We start from the raw sequence: 6,872 nt of genomic DNA, 5'->3' as shown, positions 1-6,872 counted from the left end.
AATTCGGCACTTCCTCCTTGATGTTTTTTCTTAAAGTTAGGATACTTAGTACGACCAGCAAAGAAATTAGTGAAAGCTGTTTGTAGGTGTCTTAACCCTTGTTGTAAAGGTACACAGCTTACCTCATTGAGAAAGTCTAATTCTTCTTGCTTTTTCCAATCGGTCAACATTGAAGAAGTTTGAGCGTAGCCTACTCTTTCTTGCTTTTCGTACCATGCTTGTGTTCGTTCGTGGAGAGCTTTATTGTAAACTAATCTTACACAGCCCAATGTGCGCCGCAATAGCGACTCTTGTTCGGGTGTGGGGTAAAATCGAAACGAATAGGCTTTTTCCATACCTCACATTTTAGCATATATTTCCTAAACGATGCTCATATTTAACAGTAAAGCCGTCGTAGAACGACGGGGTTTCAGACCCAAATTTTCGATGATCAACAGTAATCACCAACAAGCGATCGAGCTAATGTTAGCATCGGGAGACTATAATCAATTATTGTTATTCTGTCAACAAGCGCTGGCGGTTCATCCGGAAGTGACTGATTATTATCCCTATCTGGGATTAGCTTATCTGCTGCTAGAGCAGCAAGCAACAGCGCAAGAAATTTGGTTATTTTGGCTATTACAATCAGAGTCTAGTCAAGATTTAATTATGCTCCTCAAAAAAGAGATAATTAGAAATCTCGATTGCTGGCAGTTTGGCCAAGCTAAATTAATCTATCTCCAGTGGCTAGAATTAGAGGAAATAGCAGGGGATGAAGAGATAGAAAATTATGCCCTGACTGCGATAAACTCCTGTCTTCAAGAGGTGCAAGAGGCAATTAATCGGCGAGAATATACTTTAGCTGAGGACTTTTACTTAAGAATTTTATCTTGGCGTGAACAATTAGCTTACATCTGGCACGATTTAGGATATTTATACTATATAATTAACCGACTAACAGAATCTTTTACCTGTTTAGCATGAGCCATCAACTTAGAGGAAAATCAAGCCTTATATCATTATACTATGGCCATGGTGCTAGAAAAACAATCCCGTTTAGATATAGCTTTATCAGCTTATCAAAAAGCGATTGATCTCAATGCTAATTTTGTCGATGCTTATAATAAACTGGGCAATTTATTTTATCGATTAGGGCAGCTAGAGTCAGCCGAAAAATTCTATCAGCAGGGAATTAATAAACAGGGTGATTTTTATCCTTTCTATATCAATTTAGGCAATGTCTATTTAGTTAAACAAGCTTGGACAGAGGCAAAAAATGCTTATAAAACGGCCCAACAACTTGCAGGAGATAGAGGAGAAATTAGTCAAAATCTCTCCCTTTGGGAAATTCTGCAAGCTGACCAAAAAAGAGCGGATCTTTACTCAGGTGATTATTTTTATCAAAGAAAACTCTATCAATTAGCATTAAACTATTATCAAAAATTATTAGCAATTAAAATAGAGGAGAGCAATTTTTATTTAAATTGCGCCCATTGCTATCTCATTCTCAAAGGAGAAAAACAGGCTTTAGAAGTGTATAAAAAAGGCATTAACTATCATCCAGAAAATATTGATTTACATTTGCGCCTAATTTGGTTACTACAAAATAATTATCCGATCGAGGTGGCAATTCAAGCAACTAAATCAGCTTTAGAGTATCTTCCCGATCACCTATCTTTGAAATTAGAATTAATGCGGTTACTGCCGATAGTTTACAAAACTCAAGCAGATATTATGCAATATCGATCAAACTACGAGAAACAGTTAGATAATATCTTGTCTAATCTTGATTTAACCACTACTCATCAACAACAAGAGGCTTGGAAAAGTATTGGTTTAAGAACTAATTTTTATCTCCAATATCAAGGTAAAAATGATTTAGAACTACAAAAAAAATATGGGAAATTAGTTTATAAAATTACCTCAGCTAACTTTCCTGATTGGGTGAAAAACCTAACCATACCGACGGGAAAAATCCGCCTTGGCTATATTTCTGCTCACTTGCGTCATCACACGGTAGCGAAACTCTTTCAAGGATGGTTGCAGTGGCGAAATCGAGAACAATTTGAAATTTACTGTTATGGAATAGATATTAATAACACCTTCGATAATTTTACGAGAGAATATCAACAGCAAAGTGATTATTTTTATCAGTTTGATAATCTAGTAAATGGGGAAAAAATTGCTCAACATATTTTAGATAATCAGTTACATATTCTCGTTTATTTAGATATTGGTATGGATGCTCGCACTACCCAACTAGCAGGATTACGTTTAGCTCCAGTACAATGTGTAACTTGGGGACATCCAATCACCTCAGGATTACCAACCATTGATTATTTTATCTCCAGTGAATTAATGGAACCCGCGCAGGGAGATAATCACTACAGTGAAAAATTAATTCGCTTACCCAATTTAGGTATTGCCTATGCCAAACCTTCCCTTCCTCCCCAGAGAAAAACTCGTTTAGAGATGGGATTAACCGAGGATAAAATTATCTATTTAAACTGTCAGAGTTTATTTAAATATCTGCCAGAAAATGATGATATTTTTCCGAGAATTGCCCAACAAGTTCCCAACAGCCAATTTATTTTTATCTGCCATCGTAGCGAATTTGTAACCCATTGCTTTCAGTCGAGATTCTGTGTGGAAACGAGGTCTATACTGATAGTTTATTCCGCCAAATAGCACTAAAAGTCTTGCCTGATAAGCATTTCACGATTCCATAAGCAAAAATTATCACACAAAGTCGAGAAGAGCCTCAAGCTTTTAATAGGTATGGACTCAATTGGCAAGATTACGGGGTAATGATGCCACAGCTAGAACAAAATGATTATTTTCAGCTTAACTTATTAGCAGACATCTATTTAGATAACTTAAGTTGGTCGGGAGGAAATACCACCCTCGAAGCAATTGCCTGTCAGCTTCCAGTTGTTACCTGTCCGGGGGAATTTATGCGGGGAAGACATTCCTATGCTATCTTGAAAAAATTAGGCATAACCGAGACAATTGCTACGGATAAAAATCACTATATTGAAATTGCTATCCGTTTAGGTTTAGATAATCAATGGCGACAAACAATCAAAGATTATACTAAAATGAATATCGATACAGTATTTAACGATCGAACCTCTGTAGAAAGTCTAGAAAGATTTTATCAATCTGTAGTAGGAGAAGGTAAATAAAACTTTAGGGTTACATAGGGTTTGCGGCAAAAAGTTTGTTGGGGTGTGGGGTATGGGGAAGAAAACCACATAAAGTTCATTTTGTCAAGGATTTAAGATACTCTTACCCTGGGTTTAATCCTCTTTCCCAAAAATGATAAGGATTAGCAAAATAAAAATCTGCTCCTAGTTTCTGACTCAACTCTTGATGTCCACAAAATTCTTTGGCCTTGTCACAAAGGTGGGTTTTTCTTTTGTCAGGGGGAATCTCTTAGAAAAGTTTTTCGGTGACAAGGGTTGATTTCCGATGCGGTTTTGTTCTTGGCCAATGCTGCCACGCTCCGGAATCGCGCCAAGCTTACTTTTCGCTCCGCTTCGACTCTTTCTTTTTCCTCGTCTGGCCCTATAGGTATTCTTGATGCTCTCCATAGTCTCGATAGTTGACGATTGGCCACCTTGCCAAGAATTAGTGATAAAATTACAATATAAACAGTAATTTTTCCTCTAACCATAATCCCTCACCCCCAATAAAATTATGATGCACGGTTTTATTCCCCCACATCGTTATTTTCCCTATCTTACTTGGACAGATATAGATTCAATGCCAGATAAGGAAAATGTGGTAATTATTCAACCCATCGGTGCGATCGAACAACACGGACCCCATCTACCTATTGCCGTCGATGCTGCCATTAGTTTAGGGGTTTTAGGCAAAGCTTTCGAGAAATTAGATAGAAACATCGCCGCTTTCGCTTTACCCTGTCTCTACTACGGAAAATCTAACGAACATTGGTCTTTTCCCGGCACGATTACCCTCTCGGCAGCAACCTTATTAACCCTCATTCAAGAGATAGCTGAAAGTCTCTATCGTTCGGGTTTTCGCAAGTTAGTATTAATGAACTCCCACGGCGGGCAGCCGCAAGTTATGGAAATTGCCGCTAGGGATATTCATCAACAATATCCCGATTTTTTAGTATTTCCTTTTTTCACTTGGCGAGTTCCCCACAATGCGGCTGAATTATTCTCGGAATATGAATTAGAATACGGTATTCATGCAGGAGATGTGGAAACTAGCATTATGTTATCATTACTGCCAGAACAGGTAAAAATTGAGCGGGCCGTCCGAGAATATCCTCAAGGTTTGCCAGAAAATAGTTTGTTAACTATGGAGGGAAAATTACCCTTTGCTTGGTTAACTAAGGAATTAACTAAAAGTGGAGTGATGGGAGATGCTACTAATGCAAGTAAAGAAAAAGGCGATCGATTATTAGAATCCGTTGCTAATGGTTGGGTACAGGCGATCGCTGATGTTTATCAATTCCGTCAACCGAAGTTATAGCGGTTCTCACACCTGTGTGGCACACTTAAACCTTTGCTAATTAAGCTTTTCAACATCGATAATGTACCTAGTGCGAACAGGAAACGCTATATATTAATAAAAGATTAATTAGAGTTGTTAATAAGCTGTACTGCATTTAAACTGCCTATTGTTAATTTTAGTACCAAGGATAAAAATTCCTCTCACTTCCCCTTTGATTCGGGAATTTGCTCACGATATTTCCTGAGCATAAATAGAGTAAATTTTAACAAGATAAGAGTAATTTTTCCATAATTATTAATCTCAATTATCAGTTTTATCCTTGAGGTTTTAGAAATTTTGTCAACGGTAACAAAAAGAAAATAAACGACATTTTTACCATATTTTTTCTGGGGGATAAGAATCGAAAACAGAATCAACGTCTAGGATAATTAGGGGCTGCTGAATAAATCTAAAAACCTTGTTGGATAAGGCTTTTAGACTTTTTTTCCTCAAAAAGTGCCGACCATTGGAGGGATCGGGGGTAAAATTCCGGGACTTTTTCCCTGAAAATTAGGTAACTGACTACCTCAAAATCGGTAAAACCCCACACCCCACACCCCACACCCCACACCCTGCCCCCACGAAAAACTTTTTCAGCAGACCCTATCTATTTGGGATTTTAATTCGCCGGTGATCATCGCTGTTTATTTGTTCACTGCTTGTAATATTGCAGTAACTTTGTACTAAAAATTGGGGTCAGGATAGGGATAAAGTCCCTGCTCCGGCTCTCCCTGCTCCGACTTGATTCGTGGCAAGTATCCCACTCCCTTCTCCCGTTCTGGGAGATGCCACCTCCTCCTTACCTGTAGGGGCGGGAAAAAAGTTTTTTCGGGGACAGGAAGTATGTAAAATGGAATGTTGATCTTTCTTGGCCTAAACAGCATTTCATGATTTCGAGTAACGACTTTCGGAGCGGTACGACCATCGAGATAGATGGCTCTGTCTGGCGGGTGGTGGAATTCCTGCACGTCAAACCGGGTAAGGGATCGGCCTTTGTGCGAACCAAGTTAAAAAATGTCCAGACCGGCAACGTGGTAGAACGGACGTTCCGGGCGGGGGAAACCTTGCCCTCAGCCACGATCGAAAAGCGTACCATGCAGCACACCTACAAAGAAGGCGATCAGTTTGTCTTCATGGACATGGAGACTTTTGAGGAAGCAACTCTAACCCCAGCACAAATGGGCGATCGAGCCAAGTATCTGAAAGAAGGAATGGAAGTCAATATTCTCTTTTGGAATGAGCAAGTGTTAGAGGTAGAATTGCCCACCTCGGTAATCTTGGAAATCACCGATACAGATCCGGGAGTCAAGGGAGATACGGCCACCGGTGGCACGAAACCGGCGATCGTAGAAACGGGAGCGCAGGTGATGGTTCCCCTGTTTATTTCCATCGGTGAAAGGATTAAAGTGGACACCAGGGATGGTTCCTATCTGGGACGGGAATAATTGTGATCAGAAGCCCAGAAATGAGGCCTTAGGGAGGGGTTTAGGACTAAAGCCAGTTTTCTGAGCCTGTCTCCCAAAACTTAGCCGCTAGATGCGAAAAATCGACGGTTTGGTAGGTGCGAATTTGGATTTGTTGCTTTTTATTTGCGGGGGGATTTCAGAGCGGTGACTATTGATTACAACGAAATTCGAGAACTGATCAAAACATTGGCAGCCACGGATATCAGTGAATTTAGCCTGAAAAGTGCAGATTTGGAGCTAAATATCCGCAAAGGAACCGTTAATACTGCCCTTGGTCCTCTCGCCGCTCCCTTGCCGGTGGTGACGGCCCCGGTCGCCCCTCCAGTGGTAGCGGCAGGCCCCACCCCGGCCCCAGAAACCCCCACTCCCGAACCCGTGGCCGCCGCTGTTGATAAAAAATGGCTGGCGATTACCTCTCCCATGGTCGGCACTTTTTATCGCGCTCCCGCTCCCGATGAACCCTCTTTCGTGGAAAAAAACGATCGAGTCCGGGTCGGACAAACGGTCTGTATCATCGAAGCGATGAAGTTGATGAATGAAATCGAAGCGGAAGTGGCCGGGCAAATCGTCGAAATCGCCGTCGCTAACGGTGAACCGGTAGAATTTGGTCAGACGTTAATGTGGGTTAATCCGGAGTAAGTAAGTGATTCTAATTAAATAGAAGATAGATTTTGTCTTTGATCCCCCCTGCCCCCCTTGATAAGGGGGGTGCCGGTAGGCGGGGGATCCCTGCCCCCAGGAAAAACTTTTTCAACAAACCCTAGATAGAATGAAAGCTATCCTCTTGACATCCTCGCCGCCGTAAAACGGACGGCGATTCCCAAACCTCACGATTTGGGTTTCTGCTTCTTTCCCGAAGGATTTTTCGCACCTGCCTTAACAGATTTACTCTGTTCTGGTCTT

4 protein-coding genes and 3 pseudogenes are annotated in these 6,872 nt (G+C 40.8%); 5 read left to right on the top strand and 2 right to left on the bottom strand.

The window, feature by feature from the left end:
- Window positions 1-335, bottom strand: a 335-nt coding sequence (locus tag EWV66_RS14015; RefSeq protein WP_287107121.1) for an RNA-guided endonuclease InsQ/TnpB family protein, incomplete at its 3' end; no start/stop codon positions are given.
- Between the two features lie 91 nt (window positions 336-426).
- Between EWV66_RS14015 and EWV66_RS14005 the strand changes: the two are divergent.
- Both EWV66_RS14005 and EWV66_RS14000 read left to right on the top strand, forming a co-directional pair.
- Window positions 427-2,624, top strand: a pseudogene (locus EWV66_RS14005) (O-linked N-acetylglucosamine transferase, SPINDLY family protein); the annotation flags it as partial.
- Between the two features lie 114 nt (window positions 2,625-2,738).
- Window positions 2,739-3,164: pseudogene (locus EWV66_RS14000) on the top strand (O-linked N-acetylglucosamine transferase family protein); the annotation flags it as partial.
- Window positions 3,165-3,276: 112 nt separating this feature from the next.
- Here EWV66_RS14000 and EWV66_RS13995 read toward each other — a convergent pair.
- Window positions 3,277-3,481 (bottom strand): annotated as a pseudogene (locus EWV66_RS13995) (IS30 family transposase); the annotation flags it as partial.
- A gap of 197 nt (window positions 3,482-3,678) precedes the next feature.
- Here EWV66_RS13995 and EWV66_RS13990 point away from each other — a divergent pair.
- The 3 genes from EWV66_RS13990 (at window position 3,679) to accB (ending at window position 6,608) form a co-directional block, all read left to right on the top strand.
- Window positions 3,679-4,482 (top strand): creatininase family protein, encoded by an 804-nt coding sequence (locus tag EWV66_RS13990; protein WP_052275356.1) that lies wholly within the window; start codon window positions 3,679-3,681, stop codon window positions 4,480-4,482.
- Between the two features lie 908 nt (window positions 4,483-5,390).
- Window positions 5,391-5,948, top strand: a complete 558-nt coding sequence (efp, locus tag EWV66_RS13985) for an elongation factor P (RefSeq protein ID WP_002788532.1) — start codon at window positions 5,391-5,393, stop codon at window positions 5,946-5,948.
- 165 nt (window positions 5,949-6,113) lie between these two features.
- The gene (accB, locus tag EWV66_RS13980) at window positions 6,114-6,608 is read left to right on the top strand and encodes an acetyl-CoA carboxylase biotin carboxyl carrier protein (RefSeq protein WP_052278345.1); all 495 of its coding nucleotides are present in this window, start codon (window positions 6,114-6,116) and stop codon (window positions 6,606-6,608) included.
- The last annotated feature ends 264 nt before the right edge of the window (window positions 6,609-6,872 follow it).

Origin of the sequence: Microcystis sp. M_OC_Ca_00000000_C217Col (assembly GCF_007095585.1) — a bacterium.
Classification (GTDB): Bacteria; Cyanobacteriota; Cyanobacteriia; order Cyanobacteriales; family Microcystaceae; genus Microcystis; species Microcystis panniformis.
This window is presented reverse-complemented; position numbering and strand designations above follow the sequence as displayed.

Coding starts and splice junctions, on each gene's coding strand:
- EWV66_RS13990 (WP_052275356.1), top strand. CDS start 3,679: ATGATGCACGGTTTTATTCCCCCACATCGTTATTTTCCCTATCTTACT.
- efp (WP_002788532.1), top strand. CDS start 5,391: ATGATTTCGAGTAACGACTTTCGGAGCGGTACGACCATCGAGATAGAT.